This is a genomic window from Moraxella sp. K23 (genome assembly GCF_041154765.1).
Classification (GTDB): Bacteria; Pseudomonadota; Gammaproteobacteria; order Pseudomonadales; family Moraxellaceae; genus Faucicola; species Faucicola tetraodonis.
Genome location: NZ_AP031595.1, coordinates 2,247,620 through 2,272,818 on the forward strand (window position 1 = coordinate 2,247,620; position 25,199 = coordinate 2,272,818).

A 25,199-nucleotide genomic window follows, 5' to 3' on the forward strand; every position below is an offset into this window, starting at 1 on the left:
GACGGCTAGCTACAATCCTTTACAGTCAAACAAACAAATTTTAAGTAAGTAATTCTATGTTTATCAAACCATTTATTCACCATTTAGCACCGATAAAAAAGCCATTAGCAGATACTAATGGCTGTGTGACAATAAGTTAAACTAACAGCGTGGTTAGACACCGTGGTTATTTTGACAAATCAATGGCATACAAGGCCAAGCCTTTATTACTGCCATCATCGGCACTGATTTGTGTGATATTAGTAATGCCCGCTTCTTGAGCCAGCGCGAGTTTATTGGGCGCTGATTTAAACGTCACTTGACCTGCCGTTGGTACTTTGACAAATTGCCAGCTACGGAAACTGCCGTTATTGGCGCGTGTCAAGTTCGCTGCCTGTTTGATATAGCCAATTAAAACATCGCGGTTGGCATCGGGAGATGCATAAACCAGCGTACTATTAATATTGTAATATTTTGGTAGGCCTTCCGCACGATAGTTGTTGGTTGCGATGATAAATTCAGCCGTGGGATTGATGGGCGCGCCTTTGTACGTCAAATTCTGAATACGATTGTTGACGGGTTTGGTTACGTCAATTTGATATTTGATATCTGGCGAGGAGAACATATCAAAATTATAACCTGCAAAAGTGCTAACTAATGCTTGGGGCGTGGTTTTGGTTGGGTCGATTTGGTTAAAGCGTTGTGCGGCATTTTCTAACCATTTTTTAATATCACTCCCTGTCACTTTGACCGCATACACCGTGTTTGGATACAAATATAAGTCTGCCGCATTATTGATGGCGATAGGACCTTTAGCCACGTCTGTATAGTCTGAGCCACCTGCAAAACCTGATTTAAATGGCGCGCTTACTGATAGCACAGGGATATCTTTGTACTGTGGCAGATTGGCTTGGACATAATCGCTCACGTAGCTGGCTTGTGCTTGGTTGACCACTTGAATCGCTGACACATCGCCCACATCGGCAAAGTAAGTACTCAAATTGAAATCTGAGGTGCCAATCGGGGTTTTGACATATTCGATTGTGGCTTCGTGTTCCTTGGTAATCAAGCTGGCGATAGTCGGATCGGCAACTACATAGGATTTATCGGCGTTTTGGGTGCTGCGGCTTTCAACTTTGGTACCTGCTTTATTGACGACCCATTTGGTGCCGTCATAAGTCAGATCCAATTTAATCACGCCAAGGTTTTTGCCCCAATAACCCGCTTGTGCAGTCGGTACACCATTGACCAAGCCGTTGACTTTATCCACGCCTGATGCATTAAAGGCTGCTGCTGTGCTCTTAGCGTCTGGGAATACTTGGTGGCTATGACCCATAAACATGGCATCGACACCGGCAACTTGTGACAGATAGTAGCTGGCATTTTCCATCGTTGGGCTATAGGGCGCGATATCTAGACCCCCATGTGATAGCAGGACCACGATATCGGCGCCGTTTTTACGCATTTCTGGGATGTATTTTTCCGCCATTTCTTTGGCGCCTTGGGTATAAACTTTGCCGTCAAGGTAGCGTTTATCCCAATTCATAATACCAGGGGTTGTAAAGCCAATCACGCCGACTTTGACAGGCACTTGTACGGTTTTACCATCCGGCGCTGTTGCGGTAAAGGTTTTGGTGATGATTTGATAGGGCTTAAATAGCGGCTCTTTAGTTTTGTTACTAAATACGTTGGCAAGCACCAATGGGAAGTTAGGACCTTTACAAGCCGTGGTTGTCGTTACCCCATCCACTTTGAGCTGACTACCCGTCACTTGATTCAAGAAATTTAGACCATAATTGAATTCATGGTTGCCAATGGTACCGGCATCCACTTTTAATTGATTTAGCACTTTATATGTTGCAAGCGTTTGGTCACAGCTAATGCGTTTGATTTGCGCTTGATAATCCGCCAAGGCTGTACCTTGAATGGTATCGCCGTTATCGAGTAGCACATTGTTTGGATATTCTTTACGCGCATCATTAATCAGCGTGGCAGTACGCTCAAGCCCGATTGATTTGTCTTCAGCTAGCTTAAAATAATCATAGCTGAGCAAATTAGTGTGTAAGTCAGTGGTCTCAAGTAGGGCTACTGTCAGCTTGGTGTTTTGCTGAATCGTGGATTTAGGGTCAGCACTTGAACTGTCATTGTCATTGTCATTGTTACAAGCACTGATAGTCATACTGATGATCGTAATACAGGCAATACCACCTAGATTTTTTAGGCTACCTAGAGTTTTTAAAGTAAAAGCGGGGATGGCATTAGACATGGCGAAGTCTCAAATTTGTGATTTTGAATATGAAAATACCGCAAAACAGATAAGGCGTTTCGATAAAAACGCTAAAAGCATAGGCAACATAAATGACATTTATATGACGCTTTGACGATAAATTGATGATAAAGTTTATCCATTTTGCGCGCAGACTATCGATACCAATCGACTAAGAAACCCTGTTGAAAGTTTGAACCATCACCTTAAAAATCTATACACCGATTCACCAAAATGTCATAACTATATGTTAAAAATTATTAAGATTTCTTTCTTTTTTGCAACGAATCCTTTTAACTCAATTTTCTTTTTAACTCAATTAGGCTTCCCCATGAAAAAATCTTTGAAACTATCGGCATTAGCCACGAGTATGTTATTGAGTGTTACAGGCTGTAATAGCGAAACCGACAACGTTACTTATACACCTGTTACCATTAATATCGCTCACATCAATGACCATCATTCCCATTTAGAGGCAGACACCAGCCAAACTTTTAATTTCAATGGCGAGTCATACCAAGCAGAACTCGGTGGTTTCTCTCGAGTCGCGCAAGTTTTTGCAGATTTAGCACAGCAATATGTCAACCAGAACTTCCTAAAACTGCATGCGGGTGATGCTTTGACGGGTACTAGCTACTATAGTTTTTATCAAGGCGCAGCCGATGCCGATGCCATGAACAGTATTTGTTTTGATGCGTTTGAATTGGGCAATCATGAATTTGATGATGGTGATGCAACTTTGAAAGGCTTTATCGATCGCCTACATACTGGCAGCTGTCAGACGCCTGTACTCGCTGCCAATGTCGTGGCAAAAGTTGGTACACCGCTTGCGCCAAAAACATCGACTGATTACCTCAAGCCTTATACCATCAAGCAGACGAAAGAAGGCGTTAAAATCGGGATTATTGGCGTTAATATCAAAGGTAAAACCCAAAATTCTTCTCGTCCACTGAGCACCACCCAAATCCTAGAAGAACAAGCAACCGCCCAAAAATATATTGATGAGCTGAAAAATCAAGGTATTGAACATATTGTGTTATTGAGTCATCTTGGCTATGACAACGATATCAAAATCGCCAAGAATCTCACCGGCGTGGATGTCATTATCGGTGGCGATTCGCATACCTTATTGGGTAGTTATAACTCATATGCGACCAATAATTTTGGCTCGCAAGGTAAATACCCAACCATCACCACCAACAAAAACGGTGAAACTGTCTGTATTGGGCAAGCCTGGGAATACAGCAAAGCGGTCGGCTTGATGAACATTAGTTTTAATGACAAAGGCAGTGTCGCAAGCTGTACAGGCTCAACCATCTTGCCAATCAGCAATACCCTGCAAAAGCTTAATACCGCCACTGGTAAATATGAAGCAATGGCAGAAGCCACTAACCAATCAGTCGTCGCTCAGTTAGCAAATAATAAAGCATATTTGTTAAAGCAAGATGTACTGTTGCCAGTCACGCCGAATCCGACGACACAAAACATCATCAATGGTTATAAAACCCAACTGTCAACCAAATTGGCAGAAAAAATTGGCGTCGCCAATGATACCTTCTGTTTGGTTCGTGTCCCAGGTACCAGTAATTCAGCCACCAAAGTCGGCTGTGAATACAGCGCCAAATACGCCAAAGGTAGTGATGCAGCACAACTGGTAGCAAAAGCTTTCTTAAATGCCAGCTTACGGGCTGATTTTTCATTACAAAACGCAGGTGGTGTGCGTGAGGCGTTGATGAAAGGCGATGTGACCAACCAAACCGCTTATACCATCTTGCCATTTAGCAATACCTTAGTGAATCTGAATATCACAGGACGCGAAGTCGTCGCTGCCCTAGAAGACGCGGTTAAAAATGCGAGTTTTGGTATTGACGGTCAAGCACCATCAACAGGTGCGCACCCTTATGCCGATGGCTTGCGTTGGGACTTACGTCTTAATCAAGACTATGGGCAACGTGTCGTCAATGTTGAAGTGCGTGACCGCAATACAGGTGTTTGGTCGCCGATTGATCCTACCAAAACCTATGTAATGGTGACCAATGATTATATCGCTAGCGGTAAAGATGGTTATTTGACGCTTGCGCCTATCTTTGCCGACGCAAACCGTGTCGAAGACACTAAGCTACTTTATACCCAATCTTTGGTTGATTACATCAAAAAAACAGGCACATTAACCCTACCAAACCGCGCAGACTACTCTCATAAATCCGTGGTTACCAAAGCAGGTGTGACCTTACTGCCATAATATTTGAAATCGTATGCATTAATTCATTGATTGATGGTAACGTTGATTTCCTCCCTCAAGAGAGGGATAAAAATAACAAGGCAAATTTACTGCGGTTAATTTGCCTTTTTTTATCCACTAATCAAACCGATAAATATCCATACCCAGATTGTAGTGAGCAAAGCTTTCATGCACCACCGACATCACATCCCCTGCCCCTCGGGCAAAAAATACGGGCAATAAATGCTCGGGCGTTGGGTGATTTTGGCGCGCCAAGCTATGCGCCTGCCAATCAAACATCGTTTTGTCATTGGCTTTTAGCTGATCTATTATCCAGGATTTAAAGCTTTTGGCTTGCGGCTCAATCTGTTGGCTGTTAAAACGCACATTGTACAAGTTGGGTATTGACTATTGCCACTAGTATGCGCATTATCTGATGATATATTGCAATAATTTTTAATAAAAATAATTTTAATATAACAACAATTTAGTAGAAAAATATTGGTTTAATTTTTCACCAAAATATTTCTTTTGCATCAATTTGGTTCATGTCATGATTGTTATGCGCCTATGGCATAGATTTTTTGTTTTACACTGCACCAACTTCAATAATCCGATTAATTTTGGTGCAAAATTGAGCGATTTTTAATCTATTTTTCAACTATTTATGCCTTTTGCTTTGTTTTTTTTGGCATGAAACTTGATGAATTATTTAATAAGTTATTTATAGAATAATCTGTCAAGAAAATGTCTGCCATCGTGAGGCAAAAACTATTCCATCTTTTGTCATACATAAGGAGCCAATAATGCCAATTGCCAAAGCATTTGATGAACTGCAACTCGCCGATGGGCAATATAGACATTCGGCACAACAGGTGGGTGCTTGGCTTCAAGAGATGAATTCAGACACGTTAATTAGTTTGAATAACCAAGCATCGGATATTTTTTATCGCCGCGGCGTGACCTTCACTGTGTATAGCGATGCCAGCAACATTGAGCGCATGATACCCTTTGATATCATCCCGCGCATCATTGACATTCAAGAATGGCAAGTGATGGAAAAAGGCTGCCAACAACGTATTCGCGCGCTCAATCAATTTATCCATGATATTTATCACGAACAGACGATTGTCAAAGAAGGCATTGTGCCAAGCGAGTTTGTGTTTAAAAACAGTGGCTACGAGCCGTGGATGCTGGGTATTAACTTGGATAAACCCGTCTATGCCCATATTAGCGGCATTGATTTGATTCGCGACCAGCACGGACAATATTGTGTGCTCGAGGACAACTTGCGCACCCCTTCTGGCGTCTCTTATATGCTCGAGAGCCGCAACGTGTCGCAAACCCTACTAAGCAAACTCTACCAATCTCAGTCAGTGTTGCCGGTGGCGGACTATCCAAAACGGTTAAAGGCGTGTCTATCGAGCACCACCAACAAATACGACCCACAAATCGTGGTACTCACCCCGGGACGTTTTAACAGTGCGTACTACGAACATGCGTTTTTGGCGCGTGAGATGAATGTGCCCTTGGTGCATGGCTATGATTTGATTGTAGAAAACAACCATGTCTACATCCAAGGGGTGCGTGGCAAGGTACAAGTGGATGTGATTTATCGCCGTATTGACGACCCATTTTTGGATCCATTGGCGTTTTTACCCGATTCAATCTTGGGGGTGTCAGGGCTGATGAGTGCGTATCGCGCAGGCAATGTGGTGATAACTAATGCCCCAGGCACAGGCATTGCTGACGATAAAAGCCTGTATCCGTTTGTACCCAAGATGATTGAGTATTATTTGGGTGAAAAACCGATTTTACCCAATGTGCAAACTTATCAATGCAGTGATGCCGATGAGTTGGCATATGTGCTCGACCATATGCCAGAGTTGGTGATTAAAGAAACGCAGGGCTCGGGGGGATATGGGATGCTAATAGGACCGACGTCAAGTAAAGAGCAAATTGCCGCTTACCGCAAACGCTTACTAGACAATCCAGCAGGATTTATCGCCCAGCCGACCATTAGCTTGTCCACCAACCCAACCGCGGTTGCCAGTGGCATCGCACCGCGCCATATTGATTTGCGCCCTTTTGTGTTGTCACATGGTGATGGTACAGTGGATATTGTACCAGGCGGATTGACACGGGTGGCAATGACCGAAGGCTCATTGGTGGTCAATTCATCCCAAGGCGGTGGGGTAAAAGACACTTGGGTGGTTGATACCGTCAATGGCAAACTCAGCGGCAAACAAGGCACCGCTCATTTAGGTACTATTCAAACCAACCATGAACGAAAATCGCAATCATCGACTTTATTGGCGTATGAAAATATCAACCATAATCGCTTAATTTTGCTGTTATCAACAGCGAGCTACTTAGTGTGGCTAGGTCGATACAGTGAGCGCTTACGCTACTATGCACAAATCATTACACGCCTGTCAAATGACCAGTGCAGCCAAACAGACGTCGATGCCATCGTGCACAATCTTGGCTTGCCGATTTCAGCCGATGCCGATGCCCTATATGACTATCTTGCCAACAAAAAGGTGCCTGAAACCATTGGCTTTATCGAGCAAAATGTCCAAGACGTCAAAGGCGTTATTGGCAAAGATACGGCTGAACTCTATAACCTCATCAAACGGTTAGCCAATACGGGAGCCTACCGCGCTGCCAGCCTACAGCTCTATGCCTGCAATGCGTCGATGCAGCAAGAAAACCCGATTGTGGTCACGTTTTGGCAGCTCGGACAATGTTTTGAATCGCTGGACTGTCATATATTGATGAAAAAAGATTGCCGTGAGTGCGTGCAAAAACTTAAAGAGGTTGTTAATACCTTGCCAGAAAACACCCGCTGGCGTGAGCTGGATCGATTGGTCAATCAACTGTTAAAGTCTAATCAACCCAAAGATTTTCAGTCACTATCGGGCGCGTTTTCAAATATTTTACAGCAAGGTGTGTAAGCCAAATCTATTAGATGACTACCATCATTTTGACAAAAATAAGCAGTTAGTGAGAGCACAATGAGACTTATAATCAGCCACCAAACCAATTATTTTTATGAACAACTTGCCTTACGCAGTGTGCAATACATCCGCATGACGCCGATGACCCTACCCCACCAAACCATCCATAACTGGCAAGTGATGCTGCCTAAAGTTGCACAAATGCAAACGGACGGCTTTGGCAACCAATGGCTTACCCTAAGCCGTCACGAACCGCATAACAACTTGCAAATTCAAGCCTTTGGCGAAGTAGAAATTAACGCTGATACCTTATTTATCCCTGACAATCAGCAAGTGCCGTATCAGATTTTTGCCGTACCCACCAAGCTGACCCAATGCTCCGAAGCCATGCGTGAATTTGCCCATGACGCGCTTGAGCAGTTTTTACAAAGTGAGGACATCGATACGCAGTTAGCCATCCTCAAATCATTGGCAAAAGACTTGCTCAATAAAATGCCCTATACCAAAAGCGTGACCCATGTCGGCACCACAGCAGAGCAAGCGTTTGCGATGGCGGCTGGGGTGTGCCAAGACCATACCCATGTATTTTTGGCACTGCTACGGGATAAAGGCATTGCAGCGCGCTATGTATCGGGTTATATTTATGAAGCAACCCAAGCGCATATGGCAAGCCATGCCTGGGCAGAGGTCTGGCTTGCGGGTAATTGGTACACCTTTGATATCTCTAACCAACATTTTACCCCCAACTCCCATGTCTATATCGCCTTTGGGCGTGACTATGCCGATGCGGCGCCAGTGCGCGGGGTGAGAACAGGGGGCGGTGACGAGCGACTTTATAGTCAAGTCATGGTATCTACAAGCCCCCAGTACATACCGCAGCTTAACGCGCAGTTTGCAGCGCAGCAGTAATTTGCCACTATTGATTCACCAGTATTTGCTAAAAAAGGAACAACCATGACCTATTGTGTGGGTATCCGACTCAAAGACGGGATGATTTTCGCCAGTGATACTCGCACCAACGCGGGCGTCGACCAAATATCGATGTTTCGCAAAATGTATCAATACGGCATTGAAGGCGAGCGGTTTTTGGTGCTACAAACCGCGGGGAACTTGGCTACGTCACAAGCGGTATTTACCAAATTAGATAATGCCATCAAACTTGCGCAAGAGCGTAATCTGCATACCGTCCCTACCCTGTATGATGCCGCGCAATTGGTGGGTGAGTGCCTGCGAGAAACTACCATCCATGCCCAAACCATCGCACAAGAAACGGATACCAAGTTTAGAAGCAGTTTTATTTTGGGTGGACAAATCAAAGGACAATCCCCGGAAATTTATTTTATCTACCCTGAAGGCAACTGCATCAGAGCAACAACCGATACGCCTTTTTTCCAGTTAGGGGAAAGTAAATACGGCAAACCTATTTTAGACCGCTCCATGAATTATGACGCATCACTCAAATCAGCGATGCGAGCCATTTTGATTTCTTTTGATTCAACCATCCGCTCTAACTTATCCGTCGGTATGCCCATTGATGTGTTGGTCTATCACAATGACAGCCTACAGATGCCACAAGGGTATCGCATTGATGAAAACGATGAATACTTTGCTAGCATCCGCCAACATTGGTCAGATGGGCTAAGAAAAATTCTAAATGAACTTGAAGACTCACCGGTGAGCTATTGGCAATAGCAACTGTCATACAGTTAAAAATCAACCCACGTCAAACCATCTAGCAGGTTCTTCACTGTGTCATCCCCTGTCCATTTATATCGTGCTTTTGGTTATACCGCGCTTTTGGTTATACCATTTTTGGCATATACCGCGCTTGAAACATAATGCGCTACTGTCTATATCGACCAGTCCTAGGCAATTGCTTTACTATAGTTCAATTGCCTTGCCATAGATAATGCAAATACCTTGGGTTTTTGCTAGGCGGTTATTTTGGTGGGTATGGTATGATGTGATTTTTTATAATTGTTTGGTTTTTATGCTATGCAGCTAACTGATTTGGCACCTTGGGGTGAATCACTCAGAATCGCCGTAGAAGTCATTGGCACCATTGCTTTTGCCTTGTCAGGTATCTTGGCAGGCGTGCGCAAACGTATGGATATGTTTGGGGTAGCGGTGCTGGGATTTTTATCGGCGTATGGGGGTGGTACGCTGCGTGATATTTTGCTAGAGCGGCGGCCGTTTTTTTGGGTGTCCCAAGAGCTGATGTTATGGCTGGTGTTTGCGCTTTGTATTGTGGTAATGCTAGTCAATAGCCGCCGCCCGTTTCGTATCACACCTGCAGCGATTCAATTGGCAGATGCGTTAGGGTTGGGCTTGTTCGTCGCCTCTGGGGTACAAGCCTCACTGGCAAGCGGTATGCCGATGGCGGTATCAGTCATTATGGGGATTATCACTGGGGTATTTGGCGGAGTGATGCGTGATATTGCCTGTGGTGAGATGCCCACCGCGTTTTTTGACCATCGTCCGTATGCCATGTGTGCGTTGGTTGGCGGCTGGGTGTATGCGATTTTGGCGGTGTACAGCTCGCTTGCCGCTTGGGTGATTATGTTTATCAGTACCGTCACTACCACAGGGCTGCGTATTGCCGCGCTGGCGTTTAATTATCGTTTACCCGGTTGGAAAAAAAGCGCCTCTTAGCCAACAGATTGGGTAGCCATCACTTTTGGTAGTTATCAGATTTGGCTTGCTATCTTTCGGTATCAGCCGTCATTTTACCGCTTACTTTAACAAAGATAACAAACGACACATATTGTCAAACTTTTATGATCGATAACTCTGTTAAACTTTACCCTGTGCCTTGGTGCATATGTGCTTTGGTGCATAAGTGGCGATAACCAGCCGCTTTGATAATGACAGAATCAAAAAATTCACTAAAAAAGAGAACAATAATGACAACCGACAACCAAACCGATACCCAGCAATTTCGCAGCGAAAAAGACACTATGGGCGCCGTCAACGTCCCTATAGATGCCTACTGGGGCGCGCAAACCGAGCGTAGCCGCAATAACTTTAAAATCGGTGGCGAAACCTTGCCACAGCCGCTGATTGAAGCCATGGCACTGGTCAAAAAAGCCGCCGCCATCACCAATGCCAAATTAGGGCGTATCAGTGATGATAAACGTGACCTTATCGTGCAGGCCGCCGATGAAATCATCAACGGGGCACTGCGTGACCAATTTCCTTTGGTGGTTTGGCAGACAGGCTCTGGCACCCAGTCAAACATGAACATGAATGAAGTGCTTGCCAACCGCGCCAATGAACTTGCCGGTCAAAGCAAAGGTCGTTATCAGCCGATTCATCCCAATGACGATGTCAATCATGCTCAGTCTACCAATGACAGCTTTCCCACCGCGATTCGGGTAGCGGCGGCGCGTCAGATTGTCTATCTGCTTATCCCCGCGGTGCAAAAACTGCGGGACACCTTAGCAAGCAAATCTGAGCAGTTTGCTGGCATTGTAAAAATCGGACGCACCCATCTGCAAGATGCCACCCCTTTGACGCTAGGACAAGAGTTTAGCGGCTATGTCAGTCAGTTAGATCATGCGCTCATTCGTCTGGATGCCGCGCTACAAGGTCTGTATGAACTGCCTTTAGGCGGTACTGCAGTCGGTACAGGATTAAACGCTCACCCCGATTATGCCGAGCAGGTCGCGCAAACCTTAGCTGCGTTGACCGATGTGCCGTTTGTCACGGCGCCCAATAAATTTGAAGCGTTAGCGGCCAGAGACGCTGAGGTTTTTGCCTCAGGTGCCCTAAAAACTTTGGCAGCGAGCCTTAATAAAATTGCCAATGATGTGCGCTGGCTGGCTTCAGGTCCTAGATGTGGGATTGGTGAGCTTAAAATCCCTGAAAATGAGCCAGGCTCATCCATCATGCCAGGTAAAGTCAATCCGACCCAGTCTGAAGCCATGACGATGGTCGTCGCGCAAGTGATGGGTAACGATGTCACCATCAATATGGCGGGGGCTTCGGGTAATTTTGAACTCAATGTGTTTATGCCAGTCATCGGCTACAACCTACTACAATCGATTCGCTTACTTGCCGATACTTGTGACAGCTTCAATGACCATTGCGCGGTAGGCATCGAGCCTGTGACAGAAAAAATTGATTATTTCCTACACAACTCATTGATGTTAGTCACCGCACTCAATCGCCATGTCGGCTATGAAAATGCAGCAAAAATTGCCAAGACTGCTTATAAAGAAAATAAAACCTTAAAACAAGTTGCCGTTGAACTGGGTTTATTGACTGACGCCCAATTTGATGAATGGGTCAAACCTGAAGCCATGACTAGTCCAAAGTGATATAAGCGTTGATGGGGCATAATCCCATTGTTTGATAAATCAATTTTTATCAGCAAATTTTTAGCCAGATGACAACCTTCTGGCTAAAAGCTAACGCTCGCATCGTTGGCTATTTACTAAATCGCCACTAGCTCTCTGATGCCTTTTTCTGGCATATCACCACCCATGCCTTGGGCAATGACTTGCCCCCGTGCCATAACCGTATAGTTATCGGCAAGTTCTTCAGCAAAGTCATAAAACTGCTCGACCAAAATAATCGCCATATCGCCTTGGTCAGCCAAGCGACGAATCACCCGCCCGATATCTTTAATAATCGATGGCTGAATCCCTTCTGTCGGCTCGTCCAAAATCAGCACCCGTGGCTCAGAAGCGAGCGCCCTGGCTATCGCTAATTGTTGTTGCTGACCGCCTGACAAGTCACCGCCCCGGCGCTGGCTCATCTCATCGAGCACAGGAAAAATCTCGTACAAATGGCTCGGGACTTTCTTGGCTTTGCTGCCTTTAAACTTTGCCATGCCAATCAAGATATTTTCTTCTACGGTTAAGGTTGAGAAAATATCTCGCCCTTGTGGCACATATGCCATGCCTGCGCGCACGCGGTTTTCGGGCGATAATTTGCTGATGTCTTTGCCCTCCAGCAAAATTTGACCCGATTTAATCGGTAAAACCCCCATCAGGCACTTTAACAGTGTGGTTTTACCCACGCCATTGCGACCGAGTACCACAGAACACTCACCCACAGGCGCGGTCAAACTGACATCGCGCAGAATATGACTACCGCCATAATATTGATTGATTGTGTTTACTTCTAACATCGCTATCCCCTATCGCCCTAGATATTTTTCGATGACATCGTCGTTGGCTTGTACTTCAGCAAGCGTCCCTTCTGCCAAAATCGCCCCTTGCGCCAATACCGTCACTTGCTCGCTGATGGTGTCAATAAAGCTCATGTCATGCTCAACCACCACCAAGGTATGGTCTTTTTTGAGCTCCAAACATAGCTCGGCAGTGCGTTCGGTTTCGGCATCGGTCATGCCTGCCACTGGCTCATCGAGCAAAATCAGCTTGGGACGCTGCATCAATAGCATCCCAATCTCCAGCCATTGTTTTTGCCCATGCGACAACAATCCTGCAGGTTTATTAACAAACTCACCCAAGCGAATCGTCGCTAAAGTCTGATCAAGGGCATTTTGCGCATCTGGGTCAAGCTTGCTAAACAGGCTTTTTTTGACCCGCTTGTCTTTGGGTGCGGCAAGCAGTAAGTTCTCCATGACGGTAAAATTTTCAAACACCGTGGGTTTTTGAAATTTTCGCCCAATGCCAGCTTCGGCAATTTGCTCGGTGGTCATGCTGGCAAGATTGTGGGTTTGTCCAAAATACACTGACCCTTCAGTAGGGCGAGTTTTACCGGTAATCACGTCCATCAGCGTGGTTTTACCCGCACCGTTAGGTCCGATGATACAACGCAGCTCGCCTTCTTTGATGTACAAGGATAAGTTGTTTAAGGCGCGGAATTTATCAAACCACACGCTGACATCTTCCATATATAGGGCAATGCCTTTGCTAAAATCCGCTTCTGGTGACTTTAGCCGTCCGTAGTTGCTCTCAGCAAAGTCATTGATATTATTATCGTTTGTATTCATAACAGACTCTTTGATGTGTTATTAATGGGGTGTTTATGGGCTATTAGTCATCGGGTATAATCAAACTAACTACTGGGTTGCAGGCGGTCAGCCTGACGCCGCTGCCGACCCTGAAGCCCCTGCCGCCTAAGATTCTTTTTTTGCTTCTGCGTTTGTTTCAATGTTTGTTTGCATGGCTGTTTCCATATTTTTTACGCTTGGCTCGACCGTTTTTTTGCCATGCGTGATGTTGTCCAATAGACCAATAATGCCTTTGGGTAAAAACAAGGTGACGACCACAAACAACCCGCCCAAAATCAATAGCCAAGCTTCGGGATATGCCACGGTAAAGTAAGTTTTCACCGCATTGACCACACCTGCGCCCAATATCGCCCCAATCAGCGTGCCGCGTCCACCTGTAGCGACCCAGACCGCCATTTCAATCGAGTTGACAGGGTTCATCTCACTGGGATTGATAATGCCCACTTGTGGCACATACAACGCGCCAGCAATCCCTGCGATAATCGCCGATAACACCCACGCAGATAGTTTGTACCATAGGGTACGGTAGCCAAGGTATTGCAAACGGTTTTCGCTATCACGCACGGCGCCCAGTACGCGACCATACGGCTTGTGCATCAAATAACGCAAGCCCAGGTAGGCAAGCATCAGCACCAATGCTGTGGCAAAACAGAGCAAGGTGCGCGTCATGGGAGCAGCGATGTCCATGCCCAAGATAGTTTTAAACCCGGTAAAACCGTTGTTACCGCCAAACCCAGTTTCGTTACGGAAAAATAGGAGTGATGCGGCAAACACCATGGCTTGGGTGATAATCGAGAAATACACGTCTTTGATTTTTGAGCGAAAGGCAAAAAACCCAAATATAAAAGCCACCAATGCCGGCACCAGCACCACCAATATCGCCGCCCAAGCAAAGTTGTCTGTGCCTGCCCAAAACCAAGGCATGTTATCCCAGCTCAAAAACCGCATAAACTCCGGCAAGCTGTTGCCTGATGCTTGGCGCATCAGATACATACCCATCGCATACCCGCCAAGGGCAAAGTACAAGCCATGCCCAAGGCTCAAAATCCCCGCATAGCCCCATACCAAGTCCAGTGCCAAAGCAACCATCGCCAAACACATGATTTTGCCAATCAAAGTGACCCAATAAGCGGATAAATGCAGCGCCGAATCGGCAGGCAGCAGGTGCAACCAAGGCAATACCATCAACACCGCAAAACAGCCCATAATTGCCAAGCGACTCACTGGTTTATCTGCAAATAATTGTAAAATACGCATTTTTTAACTCTCCAATGATTACTCGACAAAGCGACCTTTAAGGGCAAACAGACCTTGTGGGCGTTTTTGGATAAATAGCACCACCAGCACCAACAAAATAATTTTGGCAATCACCGCACCCATGCCAATCTCAAGCACGGTGCCACTCACCCCTAGACCCAAGGCCGCCAGTACTGCCCCCCAAATTTGACCGACACCGCCGACCACTACTACCAAGAAAGCATCGATGATGTAGTTTTGCCCCAAATCAGGACCGACGTTGCCCACTTGCGCCAAAGCACAGCCTGCCAAACCTGCCAAGCCAGAGCCAAGCCCAAATGCCATCATATCGACACGCGCCGAGCGAATACCCACCGCACGCGCCATTTGCCGGTTTTGGGTCACAGCACGTACAAACAGACCAAAGCGGGTGTATTTGAGTAAAAACACCAGTAATAACAATACGATAATGGTAAAACCGATAATGGCAATACGGTTGTATGGCAACATCAAGCTTGGGGTCAAAGCAACAGCACCGCTTAGCCATGAAATATTGGAGACTTCGACGTTTTGTGCCCCAAAAATCATGCGAACTAACTGCATCAGAATCAAACTCACCCCAAACGTGGCAAGCAAGGTTTCTAGCTGTCTGCCATATAGCGGACGTATCACTACCCGCTCAATAATCATGCCAATGACAGCGCTCACCAAAAACGCCAGCGGAATCGCGGCAAGCATGTACCAATCGACATAGCCTGCTAAATGGCTCTTAAAAAAACTTTGCACCACATAGGTGGTATAGGCACCAATCATAATGAGCTCACCATGCGCCATGTTAATGACACCCAATAGACCGTAAGTAATGGCAAGTCCCAACGCCGCCAACAACAAAATACTGGCGGTGCTCAAGCCAGAAAACACGTGTCCCGTCCACTCACTGGCTTTGATACGCGATTTGACTTTGTCTTGGGTTGTTTGTAAGGCTTGTTTGAGCTCGGGTGAATGGCTGGTTTGTTTTGCCATCGCTTCGATATCGGCTAACACATCGGGGCTGTTACTGGACGCCAAGGTTTTTAATGCCGCAATCTGGGTCATCTCATCGCCCGATTGCAAATCCATACGCGCTTGCAGTTGTGCCAATGCTGCTTTTACCGTACTGTCTTTTTCATTGGCATAAATATCGGCAACGGTTTTTTTATCGAGTGTGGCGATGTTGTCGGCTAAGATATCCACCGCTTTAAGGCGTTCGCTGGCATCGTCAGATTTGAGTTTGGCTTTGGTTTGCCCTAAGGTCAACGCCGAACGCAGCGCGTTATTGAGTGTGACTTGGTTTAGGTCGCTTGGCCAATTGCTTACCAAAGTATGCGCAGGATAGCGGTAAAGTTGGTCAGTGTTTTCTAGGGTATAGACATTGCCGGCATCATCACGGTACAGCTCGTCTTTGTTAATCAGCTCGACCAGTTTGTCATAGGATTGGCTCGTGCCTGTCCAGTTGTTGAGCATGGCTTGACGCCCCGCAAAATCGGCGGCTACGAATTTTTGAATATCATCGCCTGCGCTGGCTATAGTGCTTGTGGTTAAGTTGTTTGTGGTTGCGGTAGTTGGGGCTGCTGTGGCTGCTGTAGGGGTCATCGTAGTTGCCGAAGCGGTAGTTGCCTGTGCATTACTCACGCTTGGCAACGCAATGCCCATCGTGGTCGCTAGCGACATGCCGAGCACAATTTTTTTACTTTTTTGCAAAAACTGCCCGAGAGAATGATTACCATTGAGCATGATGGTTGCTCCTTAGTTTGTATGATTAGTCATCTGTTTGGTGGTGTGACGGATCCATGTTTAAATCAATAAAAGGTGAAATCGTAAAATTTTGGCAAAAAAATAAGCCATACCAGCTGGGGTATTGATAAGCGGTATGGCTGTCACAACATCGATTGTTAACTTCATTCAAGCTTATTTGAAAGGCTTATTTAGTCATACTTACTTTGGGATACTTATTTTGGGATATAAGGACTCCAAGGTTCCGCTTTAATGGCATCTTTGGTTTTGTAAACCACATCAAACTGACCATCGGCACGGATTTGCCCGATCATCACAGGTTTGTGTAAGTGGTGATTTTCGGCATCCATGGTTAGCGTGTAGCCCGATGGCGCGGCAAAGCTTTGACCTGCCATAGCGGCACGGACTTTATCCACGTCGGTGGAGCCCGCTTTTTCAACCGCTTGTTTCCACATATTGATACCCACATAGGTGGCTTCCATGGGGTCATTGGTCACTACTTTATCGGCATTTGGCAATTTGTGGTCAATGGCGTATTTTTTATAAGCATTCACAAACTTGATGTTTACAGGGTTTTTGACCGATTGAAAGTAGTTCCATGCTGCCAAGTGTCCGACTAATGGCGTGGTGTCGATACCACGAAGTTCTTCTTCACTCACAGAGAATGCCATCACAGGAATATCCGCCGCTTTGATGCCTTGGTTACCAAGCTCACGGTAGAAGGGGACGTTTGAGTCACCATTGATGGTGGAGATAACGGCGGTCTTTTTACCCGCTGAGAATTTTTTGATATTACCCACGATGGTTTGGTAGTTGTTAAAGCCAAATGGGGTATATTCTTCCATGATGTCGCTATCTGCCACGCCTTTAGACTTTAAGAACGCCCATAAAATCTTATTGGTGGTACGGGGATACACATAGTCAGTACCCAATAGCACGAAGCGTTTGGCACCGCCGCCTTCTGGTGACATCAAGTACTCAACCGCAGGAATGGCTTGTTGGTTGGGCGCGGCGCCAGTATAAAAGATGTTTTTGGACTGCTCTTGTCCTTCGTACTGCACAGGGTAGAATAATAAGCCGTTTAATTCTTCAACCACAGGCAACACAGACTTACGAGAAACCGATGTCCAGCAACCAAAGATAACCGCGACTTTGTCTTGTGTCAGCAGCTGGCGCGCTTTTTCGGCGAACAATGGCCAGTCTGAGGCAGGGTCAACAACCACAGGCTCAAGTTTTTTGCCCATCACCCCACCTTTGGCATTGATTTCGTCAATCGCCATCAATGCGGTGTTTTTGAGCGATGTTTCAGAGATTGCCATGGTACCTGAGAGTGAATGCAAGATACCCACTTTGATGGTATCCCCATTGCTAGGGGCAGGTGCACTACCGGTGGCAGCAGTGGTTGACGTGCCACTGGCTGGTTTGGCGTCACTTGATGATTGCGGTTTTGAACAACCTGTCAACATCATACTGCCCGTTACCGCTAGGGCAACCAAGGATCTGCCAAATGCACGACGGCTTAATTGACGCTCAGTCGTGGTTAGCTCGGTGGTTTTTTTGTCTAACATGTGTCACTCCTAAAATAGATGGATTGCCGTTTTAAGGTAGGGCGTAACGGATAGGCTTTGGCTATCGGTCGCGGGTTGTCTTAACTGACTATAGTGACAATTCAATTAGTGTGCCAATCTGTATGTTAAAAGCTATTTTTGAAAATTTTATCAATTAAATCAAAAGGTTGAATTGGTATAGTTAAAAACATTTATTTTAAACAATCACCCATTGGCTAAATGCTGCTCCTTGGTAAAAAATGGGTAAACTTTGGCAGCCTTAGCGATTTCACCAATCTGATGAACTGGAATAGTTTTTTGCACTATTACCATTCATCTGTCATTTATTTGGCATTGCTCTAGCATTGACTGACGCTAAACAATGCTTTATCGCCAGTGTCTTTATGACAGTACCCAATTTGTTGCATAAAAAAAGTGCAAGCCAGACAGCTTGCACTTTTTATCAAAAATGTTGTTAACCCCTAGTTAATCACTAGTTAGCCAATACCAGTGCCATACCCAATGCCGCCATGATTGAAGGTAGCCAAGACAGCTTGGGATGGGCATGGGATTGTGATTTTACCCAATTCATCACCCCTGCACCCACAGCAAACAAGGCGGACATCGCGGTTATCATGCCTAAGCCAAAGCCTTGACTCACGCTACTGACTGGCATCTCCACGGCATGCGCCATCCCATGAAATAGCGTCAAACCAAATAAGCTCATTGCCATCATAAGCGAAAAGCTTTTTTGATTGGCTTGTGCTATCTTGGTACGCTGCGCCAAAACTGCGACCGCTGTCAACACCACCGATAGCAAAATCGCACCTTCAATAATCGATGAGCCAATCGCCACATGAGCTAGTTGCACCAAAGCAAAGCCTAACAGCAAGCTCGTCACCAATAAGCCTAAACCCAGTTTTTTGTGACGGGCAAACACCATGCCCATGCCAACTGCAAGCACCACGTGGTCAAGACCTGAGATAGGATGCATGAGCCCTGCGGTGACGGCAGCCATTAAATCTACTGAACTTGCACCTGCATGATGGCTTAAACCATGACCAACATGCGCCACTGCCAAGCTTGAAAGGCTAAAAAGCGCGGTTGCCAACGCTATTTTTTGGGGTGTTTTTTGGGTTAAAGTTTTCATTATGTCTCCTTGATTTTATCGCATTTTTTACATATTTTCGCTTGAGCTTGGTAAATGTTGGACCGGCTGTGACGGAATCTCTAGCGCTCTTAGCATGCCCTGTTGTTGGATAAATTTGATAATGTCATCCAAACCGTCTTGAGTTTTCATGTTGCTAAACACAAACGGCTTATCGCCGCGCATTTTTTTGGCGTCTTTGTCCATAATCGACAAATCCGCGCCCACGAGTGGCGCAAGGTCGGTTTTATTGATAATCAGCAAATCTGATTTGGTAATCCCGGGTCCACCTTTGCGGGGGATTTTGTCGCCTGCACTCACATCAATCACATAAATAGTTAAATCCGACAACTCTGGACTAAAGGTCGCCGCCAAATTATCACCGCCCGACTCAATGATAATCAGCTCAAGACCATCAAAGCGATTTTGCAAGGTGGCCACGGCATTAAGATTAATCGACGCATCTTCACGAATCGCCGTGTGCGGACAGCCGCCCGTTTCCACCCCAATAATCCGCTCAGCGGGCATGGCATCATGGCGGGTCAAAAACTCCGAATCTTCTTTGGTATAAATATCGTTGGTAATCACCGCCATGTTGTACACATCTTTGAGACGGCGACACAGACTCAAGGTCAAAGCGGTTTTGCCAGAGCCAACAGGCCCGCCAATGCCAAGGCGTAACGGGGATAAGCGAGGTTGTTGGGTTGGGTTTTTTTGGGTAAAGCCAGTCATGGGGTTTCCTTGTGAATGATATTAAAAACAGGGGTTTTAGGAACGAAACAGACGACTATATTGTTGTTCATGATGACAGGATAATTCTGCCAACGACGGTACAGACGCTGATAGTTGCAAGTGGTTGATTAAAATTAGTAATGTTTGGGCATGCTGCTGTGCCTGTAAAAATTGTGGCGCAATGTCTTGTAGCTTAGCCACAACCGCTTGCGGATGATGGATGGCTGTCAATGCCGTTTTGACTTTGCTGGCTTGCGTTTGGCAAAGCTTGGCAATCGGTTCATCCATCGCTTGCCCCAACTGCCAAATAATACGCTGCCCTGCCATTTGTCCCAGCGGTAAGGTTTTGACAATCGCTAAGGTCAGATTTTCCATTTGAGCAAACGCATAGGTCATCATGCTATCGGCTATGGGCAGTTGCCAAAAATACGCCAAGCGGGCAAATAACGGTAAATAGCCTTGCGCTATCCAATCTTGTGGCATCGCAAGGTCGAGCACGCCATCAAGCCAGGCACAAAATGCCTGCGCCAATTGTTGACTCTCTAATAGAAACTCATGGCTATCACGGCTTGCCCCATAAAAATTGGCTAGACTATCCACCAAGCTGTGGTGAGTTGTTTGCGCTGATAGCTGCATCATACTTGCCATCAGCGGCAATTCAAAATTGAGTAAGACCTCTTGTTGATAAGCCTGCAAAAACGCCAAACTACTGGCTTCATCATGAATAAAACCTTGCTCAATAGCAGACTCCACGCCTTGGGAATAGGTATAACTACCAATCGGCAAATTGCTCGACGCCAGCATCATTAGCTTAAGCAATTGTTGTGGCGGTGTCGTCTGTGTGAGGTGCGACGTTGCTGTCATCGTTTTCATGAAAAAAACGTGGCTTTGGTTAAATCACCGACGATTGTGCTTTGCGTGTCGGCATGGCTTAACCGATTATCATGCCCATGTGAATGCCCACCATGCCCATATGCCCCTGTTTCGGGTTCAAAAGCGTGCGCCACTTCGCTCACGGTTAAGCCCAATTTCACTAGCATATCGGCAAGCACATAATCAGGCTCAAAGTACAGGGCGTAATCATTGTCATGCTGAACCAACATCAAAGGCACATGACGGTTGCCCAAATGATAGGCCCCGCGCATCAGTTCAAAGGCATTGTCGGCGGTGACTTTGGTGAGGGTTTGCGGTTTGGCAAAAATTTGTATGATGTCGCCTGACGCATTTTGTACCACATCACCATCTTTTAACGTGCCAGTACGGGGCAAATCTATGCCAATGGCTTCACCATTTTGCAGGGTGGCCCGAAAGCGTGACCGCTGGCGTGTGTCAAAATCGAGTTGTAAATACTGTCCGTTTTGTTGTTGCGTTGCCAATATCGCTGTTTGTTCAGCGGTTGGTTGTTCGAGACGTTGGGTAAAAATTTTCATTGGTAGCCTTTTAAAATAAAAAATAACGCTGTGCCATTGGCAACACAGCTGACGGCTCGCAAGTGAGAAGCTCACCATCCGCCCGCACTTCATAGGTTTCTGGGTTAATCGACATCTCAGGGCAATAGCTATTAAACCGCATATCTTTTTTGCGAATGTTACGAATACACTGCACAGGGCGAATCACTTTTTGCAAACCAAGTTTGTGTTGGATATTGTTGTCAAAGGCGATTTTGGATACAAAGGTGATACTGGTTTGGTGGGTGGCTTTGCCAAGGCTTGCGAACATTGGACGATAATGCACCGGCTGCGGGGTTGGGATGGAGGCATTGATATCACCCATCGGATAAGCGGCGATGCTACCACCTTTTAAAATCGTGTCAGGTTTCACCCCAAAGAATTTGGGCGACCATAGCACCAAATCCGCCCATTTACCGACTTCTACCGAACCGACTTCATCAGCAATACCGTGGGTAATGGCGGGATTAATGGTGTATTTGGCGATATAGCGTTTGATGCGAAAATTGTCATTTTCTGTCACTGTATCTTCGGTCACTGTATCTTCTGTCACTGGGTCGATGTCATGAAGCTTACTGTTAGACGCATTTTGGCTTACTGTATCGGGTGCTAAAAATCCGCGTTGGCGCTTCATTTTATCCGCCGTTTGCCAAGTGCGGATAATCACCTCGCCCACCCTTCCCATCGCTTGCGAGTCGCTACTCATCATCGAGATTGCCCCCAAATCGTGCAAAATATCTTCAGCGGCGATGGTTTCTTGGCGAATACGGCTCTCGGCAAAGGCGATATCTTCGGCAATCGCAGGGCTCAAATGGTGGCAGACCATCAGCATATCGAGATGCTCATCAATGGTATTGATAGTAAACGGTCGCGTGGGGTTGGTCGAAGACGGCAGCACATGCGGCTCGCCAATCGCCCGCAAAATATCAGGGGCGTGCCCGCCGCCTGCGCCTTCGGTGTGAAAGGTGTGAATACAGCGGTCTTTAAAGGCATTTAGCGTGCTTTCTAGATAGCCACTTTCGTTGAGCGTATCGGTGTGAATCGCCACTTGCACATCATACTCTTCGGCAACGCTCAAGCAGTTGTCAATCGCTTGCGGCGTGGTGCCCCAGTCTTCATGCAGTTTTAGCCCGACCACGCCCGCTTCGATTTGCTCGACAATCGGCTGCGGTAAGCTGACATTGCCTTTGCCCAGTAGCCCAATGTTCATGGGAATGTCATCAAGGGCTTTGAGCATGGTTTCGATATGGTATTTGCCGTTGGTGCATGTGGTGGCAAGCGTGCCTTGGGCAGGCCCTGAACCACCGCCAATCATGGTGGTCACCCCAGACATCAACGCAACTTCCGCCTGCTGTGGCGCGATAAAGTGAATATGGGTGTCAATCCCGCCCGCGGTCAAAATTTTGCCTTCACCTGCAATAATCTCAGTGCTTGCGCCAATAGCAATGGTGACATTGGATTGAACATCGGGGTTGCCCGCCTTGCCAATCGCCCAAATTCGGCTGTCTTTTATCGCCACATCGGCTTTATAAATCCCGGTATAATCCAAGATAAGCGCGTTGGTAATCACGGTGTCAGCCACCTCAGCAAACGGGCGCTGCCCTTGCCCCATGCCATCACGAATCACTTTGCCACCACCAAATTTGACCTCTTCACCATAGCTGGTAAAGTCTTTTTCCACTTCGAGCCACAGCTCGGTATCAGCAAGACGCAGTTTATCGCCCACGGTTAAGCCAAAATGCTCGGCATACATTTGGCGAGGTACGGATTTTTGTGATTTTGCTAAACTTGCGGTATCCACAGATGCGGTGGCTTGCCCCATCACCCGCCCAGCAAACCCAAAAATCGCCTTATTGCCACCAAACTCGACCAGTTCGACTGATCGCGCTTGCCCTGGCTCAAAGCGCACTGCCGTACCCGATAAGATATTTAAGCGAAACCCAAGCGCCTTGTCACGGTCAAACGCCAGTGCGTCATTGGCTTCGGCAAAATGGTAGTGAGAGCCGATTTGAATCGGTCTGTCGCCGGTATTTTTGACCAAAATAGTTTGGACGGAGCGCCCTTCATTCAGGATAATGGCTTGGTCTTTTAGCTTATATTCGCCAACTTTCATGGTTTACCCCTTATACTGTTTAAATTACACAATCGGTTGGTGAATAGTCACCAGTTTGGTACCATCTGGAAAGGTGGCTTCTACTTGTACATCGTCAATCATCTCGGCGATACCATCCATCACATCCTCGCCCGTCAGCCACGTGCTGCCTTCTCCCATCAACTGTGCCACTGTTTTGCCCTCTCTTGCCCCTTCGAGTACCAACATACTGATATAGGCTATTGCTTCTGGATAGTTAAGTTTTAAGCCACGTTGTTTGCGGCGCTCGGCAACCAGTCCTGCGGTAAAAATGAGTAATTTATCTTTTTCGGCGGGGGTTAAATGCATGGGTTACTCCAATTATTTTTTCAGTGTTAAAAATTAGACCTTCACTGCCATTAGGTTGCCCAAATTCGGGGCAAATGACTGTCTTGTTGCCACATTAAAGTGCGAATTTCATCACGAACTGCACCAAAACTGTCAAAACATTGGCGGACATCATCCCCCAAATAGCGAATAATCATCACCTCCCCTGTTTGGGTGCAAGAGACAGGCAAGCTATGGTGGTCGATAAATAAGCGTAATTGCTTGACCCAGTCAATCAGCTGTTTTTGGGCAGCAACGCTTGGCACAACCCATAAGCTGGCAAAGACGCTATGGTTATTGAGACCTACGGGTGAGCGATACCAATCGTGTTCGGCACAGTGATATAAGGTATCAGCAAGCAGCAATTTGGGCTGCTCATCTACGCGCCAGAATAGGTTTGATAAGCGCATCTCGCCTGTACTGTAGCGCTCGCCATGATGCTCTCGCCCTAACAGGTTAATTTCCCAAGCGATAACACTGGCAGCTGGGCTGATAAAAAACTGATTGGTGGCATGGGCAAAACTTGCGTTATAAAAACAGTTTTCTTGCGGTAGCCATTCAAAACGGCTGTCATCTTGTAGATACACCGTGACATTTTGCGCGGCATAACTATTTAAATTTTCTTGAGTTTCTTGGTTTTTTTGGGGTTTTTTGACTGATGGGCTATCATCGGTTTGCTTGTTAGCGGTGTAACTTGGTAAATTACCGTACCATTTGTTTGCCCCGGGCGTGGTAATCACGGCGTGGGCGTGATGTTTTACGCCAATATCAATATCGAGTTTATCGCCTAACGCAATGCCCGCGGGGGGGTACAGCATGATGACATGACAAATACCTTGCTGTTCACCGCTTTCAGGATACAAGGCTTTTTGTACCCGCAAGGCGCCTTGGTGATGGCGTTGTACCAAATTGGTGCGAGCATGCTCACCCGCATGTTGGGTGTCAAAAGCTAAGGTAAGGACTGAGTGCCAAGCCATATCTATCTAACTATATGAAAAATATATGGTTTTACAGGATGCAAGGGCTGTGCCACATTGCGGCAGTGAGCATTGATACCAACATGGTGAAGCCCAAATCAGGAATGTTTACACGGTTTGGGCTGTTATTAGACTTGAGTATCGACTTCTGTCAGTTGCCGATGCCGCTGCATGGGCAATTTGATAGAGTTTAGGAGGGTGGCTAAAAGGATTAATACCATCCCTGAGTACTGCATGCCATTGAGCGATTGGTGCAGTAATACAATCGACAATACAATCGCGGTAAATGGCTCAAACACAGTGAATACCGAGGCTTTGGTTGCAGGGAGTTTGTGCAGGGCTGACATATACAAGAAAAACGGAATCACGGTACCCACTAGGCTGAGCCCCATCACCCACAACCAAGTGATGGCAGGCATGGTAAACGCTTTGGCATAGGTTTGATAGGTCATCGGTAGGAATATTGACTTCC

The 25,199-nt window shown here is 46.4% G+C and carries 20 protein-coding genes and 1 pseudogene; 6 read left to right on the forward strand and 15 right to left on the reverse strand.

The features are described 5' to 3' along the window. Nucleotides 1-166 precede the first annotated feature (166 nt). Nucleotides 167-2,245 (reverse strand): bifunctional 2',3'-cyclic-nucleotide 2'-phosphodiesterase/3'-nucleotidase, encoded by a 2,079-nt coding sequence (locus tag ACAM37_RS09965; RefSeq protein ID WP_083710750.1) that lies wholly within the window; start codon nucleotides 2,243-2,245, stop codon nucleotides 167-169. A gap of 331 nt (nucleotides 2,246-2,576) precedes the next feature. Here ACAM37_RS09965 and ACAM37_RS09970 point away from each other — a divergent pair, with 331 nt between their 5' ends. Next, nucleotides 2,577-4,487, forward strand: a complete 1,911-nt coding sequence (locus ACAM37_RS09970; RefSeq protein ID WP_076774731.1) for a bifunctional metallophosphatase/5'-nucleotidase — start codon at nucleotides 2,577-2,579, stop codon at nucleotides 4,485-4,487. Nucleotides 4,488-4,604: 117 nt separating this feature from the next. Here ACAM37_RS09970 and ACAM37_RS09975 read toward each other — a convergent pair whose 3' ends face one another. After that, complete coding sequence (locus tag ACAM37_RS09975; protein ID WP_248147575.1) at nucleotides 4,605-4,853, reverse strand: class III extradiol ring-cleavage dioxygenase family protein; 249 nt, start codon at nucleotides 4,851-4,853, stop codon at nucleotides 4,605-4,607. A gap of 419 nt (nucleotides 4,854-5,272) precedes the next feature. Between ACAM37_RS09975 and ACAM37_RS09980 the strand changes: the two genes are divergently transcribed. From ACAM37_RS09980 to fumC, 5 genes are all read left to right on the forward strand, one after another. Further along, on the forward strand, nucleotides 5,273-7,423 hold the full coding sequence (locus ACAM37_RS09980; RefSeq protein ID WP_369626136.1) for a circularly permuted type 2 ATP-grasp protein: 2,151 nt from the start codon (nucleotides 5,273-5,275) through the stop codon (nucleotides 7,421-7,423). Nucleotides 7,424-7,483: 60 nt separating this feature from the next. Further along, nucleotides 7,484-8,335, forward strand: coding sequence for a transglutaminase family protein (locus tag ACAM37_RS09985; RefSeq protein WP_369626137.1), 852 nt, complete (start codon nucleotides 7,484-7,486; stop codon nucleotides 8,333-8,335). 45 nt (nucleotides 8,336-8,380) lie between these two features. After that, nucleotides 8,381-9,118, forward strand: coding sequence for a proteasome-type protease (locus ACAM37_RS09990; protein ID WP_128681594.1), 738 nt, complete (start codon nucleotides 8,381-8,383; stop codon nucleotides 9,116-9,118). Nucleotides 9,119-9,421: 303 nt separating this feature from the next. Further along, nucleotides 9,422-10,078 (forward strand): trimeric intracellular cation channel family protein, encoded by a 657-nt coding sequence (locus tag ACAM37_RS09995; RefSeq protein WP_060995987.1) that lies wholly within the window; start codon nucleotides 9,422-9,424, stop codon nucleotides 10,076-10,078. A gap of 251 nt (nucleotides 10,079-10,329) precedes the next feature. Then, the gene (fumC, locus tag ACAM37_RS10000; RefSeq protein WP_007116003.1) at nucleotides 10,330-11,745 is read left to right on the forward strand and encodes a class II fumarate hydratase; all 1,416 of its coding nucleotides are present in this window, start codon (nucleotides 10,330-10,332) and stop codon (nucleotides 11,743-11,745) included. A 116-nt stretch (nucleotides 11,746-11,861) separates the two neighbouring features. Here the strand turns inward: fumC and urtE are convergent, their stop codons facing one another. From urtE to ACAM37_RS10065, 13 genes and pseudogenes are all read right to left on the reverse strand, one after another. Further along, the gene (gene urtE / locus ACAM37_RS10005; RefSeq protein ID WP_369626138.1) at nucleotides 11,862-12,560 is read right to left on the reverse strand and encodes an urea ABC transporter ATP-binding subunit UrtE; all 699 of its coding nucleotides are present in this window, start codon (nucleotides 12,558-12,560) and stop codon (nucleotides 11,862-11,864) included. Between the two features lie 9 nt (nucleotides 12,561-12,569). Next, nucleotides 12,570-13,388: an urea ABC transporter ATP-binding protein UrtD gene (gene urtD / locus ACAM37_RS10010; RefSeq protein ID WP_076774723.1), complete on the reverse strand. Its 819-nt coding sequence runs from the start codon at nucleotides 13,386-13,388 to the stop codon at nucleotides 12,570-12,572. A gap of 231 nt (nucleotides 13,389-13,619) precedes the next feature. Then, nucleotides 13,620-14,666: pseudogene (urtC, locus tag ACAM37_RS10015) on the reverse strand (urea ABC transporter permease subunit UrtC); the annotation flags it as partial. A gap of 18 nt (nucleotides 14,667-14,684) precedes the next feature. After that, nucleotides 14,685-16,277, reverse strand: coding sequence for an urea ABC transporter permease subunit UrtB (gene urtB, locus ACAM37_RS10020; protein WP_369626862.1), 1,593 nt, complete (start codon nucleotides 16,275-16,277; stop codon nucleotides 14,685-14,687). Between the two features lie 356 nt (nucleotides 16,278-16,633). Beyond that, nucleotides 16,634-17,887 carry an urea ABC transporter substrate-binding protein gene (gene urtA, locus ACAM37_RS10025; RefSeq protein ID WP_369626863.1) on the reverse strand — a complete coding sequence of 418 codons (1,254 nt, stop codon included), beginning with the start codon at nucleotides 17,885-17,887 and terminating at the stop codon, nucleotides 16,634-16,636. Between the two features lie 571 nt (nucleotides 17,888-18,458). Continuing rightward, the gene (locus ACAM37_RS10030) at nucleotides 18,459-19,115 is read right to left on the reverse strand and encodes a HupE/UreJ family protein (RefSeq protein WP_369626139.1); all 657 of its coding nucleotides are present in this window, start codon (nucleotides 19,113-19,115) and stop codon (nucleotides 18,459-18,461) included. Nucleotides 19,116-19,142: 27 nt separating this feature from the next. Then, nucleotides 19,143-19,844 carry an urease accessory protein UreG gene (ureG, locus tag ACAM37_RS10035; RefSeq protein ID WP_050325604.1) on the reverse strand — a complete coding sequence of 234 codons (702 nt, stop codon included), beginning with the start codon at nucleotides 19,842-19,844 and terminating at the stop codon, nucleotides 19,143-19,145. Between the two features lie 36 nt (nucleotides 19,845-19,880). Then, a complete protein-coding gene (locus ACAM37_RS10040) occupies nucleotides 19,881-20,717 on the reverse strand; it encodes an urease accessory protein UreF (RefSeq protein WP_369626140.1) in 837 nt (278 codons plus the stop codon). Continuing rightward, nucleotides 20,714-21,274 carry an urease accessory protein UreE gene (gene ureE / locus ACAM37_RS10045; protein ID WP_369626141.1) on the reverse strand — a complete coding sequence of 187 codons (561 nt, stop codon included), beginning with the start codon at nucleotides 21,272-21,274 and terminating at the stop codon, nucleotides 20,714-20,716. The genes ACAM37_RS10040 and ureE overlap by 4 nt, the downstream gene beginning before the upstream one ends. Nucleotides 21,275-21,284: 10 nt before the next feature. Continuing rightward, nucleotides 21,285-23,405, reverse strand: coding sequence for an urease subunit alpha (ureC, locus tag ACAM37_RS10050; RefSeq protein WP_369626142.1), 2,121 nt, complete (start codon nucleotides 23,403-23,405; stop codon nucleotides 21,285-21,287). Nucleotides 23,406-23,429: 24 nt separating this feature from the next. Next, the gene (locus tag ACAM37_RS10055; protein ID WP_313014292.1) at nucleotides 23,430-23,732 is read right to left on the reverse strand and encodes an urease subunit gamma; all 303 of its coding nucleotides are present in this window, start codon (nucleotides 23,730-23,732) and stop codon (nucleotides 23,430-23,432) included. Between the two features lie 50 nt (nucleotides 23,733-23,782). After that, on the reverse strand, nucleotides 23,783-24,727 hold the full coding sequence (locus tag ACAM37_RS10060; protein ID WP_369626143.1) for an urease accessory protein UreD: 945 nt from the start codon (nucleotides 24,725-24,727) through the stop codon (nucleotides 23,783-23,785). Between the two features lie 128 nt (nucleotides 24,728-24,855). Continuing rightward, a complete protein-coding gene (locus ACAM37_RS10065) occupies nucleotides 24,856-25,179 on the reverse strand; it encodes an EamA family transporter (protein ID WP_369626144.1) in 324 nt (107 codons plus the stop codon). Nucleotides 25,180-25,199 lie beyond the last annotated feature (20 nt).